1 protein-coding gene is annotated in these 1,228 nt (G+C 28.3%); it reads right to left on the bottom strand.

What is annotated here, in order from left to right; translation table 11 throughout:
* Positions 1-1,228, bottom strand: a 1,228-nt coding sequence (locus tag QHG98_07525; GenBank protein MDH7597568.1) for a tetratricopeptide repeat protein, incomplete at both ends; no start/stop codon positions are given.

Genomic DNA, 1,228 nt, shown 5'->3' on the forward strand with positions numbered 1-1,228 from the left:
TCTATCGCTTTATCATAGCATTCGATCGCATCATCATACCTTTGGAGGCCAGCAAATGCAATGCCTTTGTTGTTCCATGCCTCGGCAAAGTCAGGTTTCAACTCTATCGCTTTATCATAGCATTCGATCGCATCATCATACCTTTGGAGGCCAGCAAATGCAATGCCTTTGTTGTTCCATACAGTAGAAGAATTACGATACCATCTCGGCCATATGTCATACATCGATATAGCATTATCATAATACTTGATAGATAAATTATAATAATATATTTTATATACATCGGTTTGACTACACATGCCATTAATTTTTCCTAATCGGCGATATGCATTCCCTTGAATTTCACAAGATATTGGGTTGAAAATATTGAATATGCGAGCCCAACGGGAATAATAAATTGAAAGTGTATAATTTGATTCTATATTATTTAATATTATTCTGTCATTACAATTTACACTATAATTAGAAGCCACATCATAATGATGAATAGCTAGCTCAATATTTTCATTGCTTTGTAAAGAACTCTCCCATGAAAGAATTAATATCGATATTAAAATTACAGAAATTGCTAAATAATGTTTAGTTTTATATGACATCTTCAAGTATAGACAAATTACAGAGCAAAAGTGTTCTAACCAAATTAAGAAACTGGTAGTTAAAAAGAGAATAACAACAATTAGATAAATTTTATATGGAATGCTTAAATTAAAATCTAGTATATTCTCTATTATATTATAATTTATTGCTACAGATATTGGAATAATAAATGGATTAATACCCTTAAATACATTAATAAATATGCTTATAAATTTATTTAACATCTCGTGCGTTAAAACTGTAAAAATAAACCATTTAATAAATTCTCTAATCTGTTTATCATACAACAAAAATAATGATATTAATAATATAATATATAATCCAAGAATCGTGTTTTCTACAAGAATCGTTTTTTCTAAGAAGCATATCGAAGGATTATTAAATAAACGATCAATTAAAATTTTTATACATATAATAGTAAGTGAAAACAAAAGAGAGACGATTGTAGTAACAACCACCCCCTTTTGTTGTAAAAAATTTATATTTTTTGCCAATAAAAGTACTAAGATAGTAAGCAAAAATGCTAACAAATATAACTTCGTGCTAATTAGCAGATAAGGCAACACAGATGACAACATAGATGACACAGAAATTATATTTAATGCAGCTAAAACTACCCATAGTATTCCCA

This window comes from Methanothrix sp. (genome assembly GCA_029907715.1).
Lineage (GTDB): Archaea > Halobacteriota > Methanosarcinia > Methanotrichales > Methanotrichaceae > Methanothrix_B.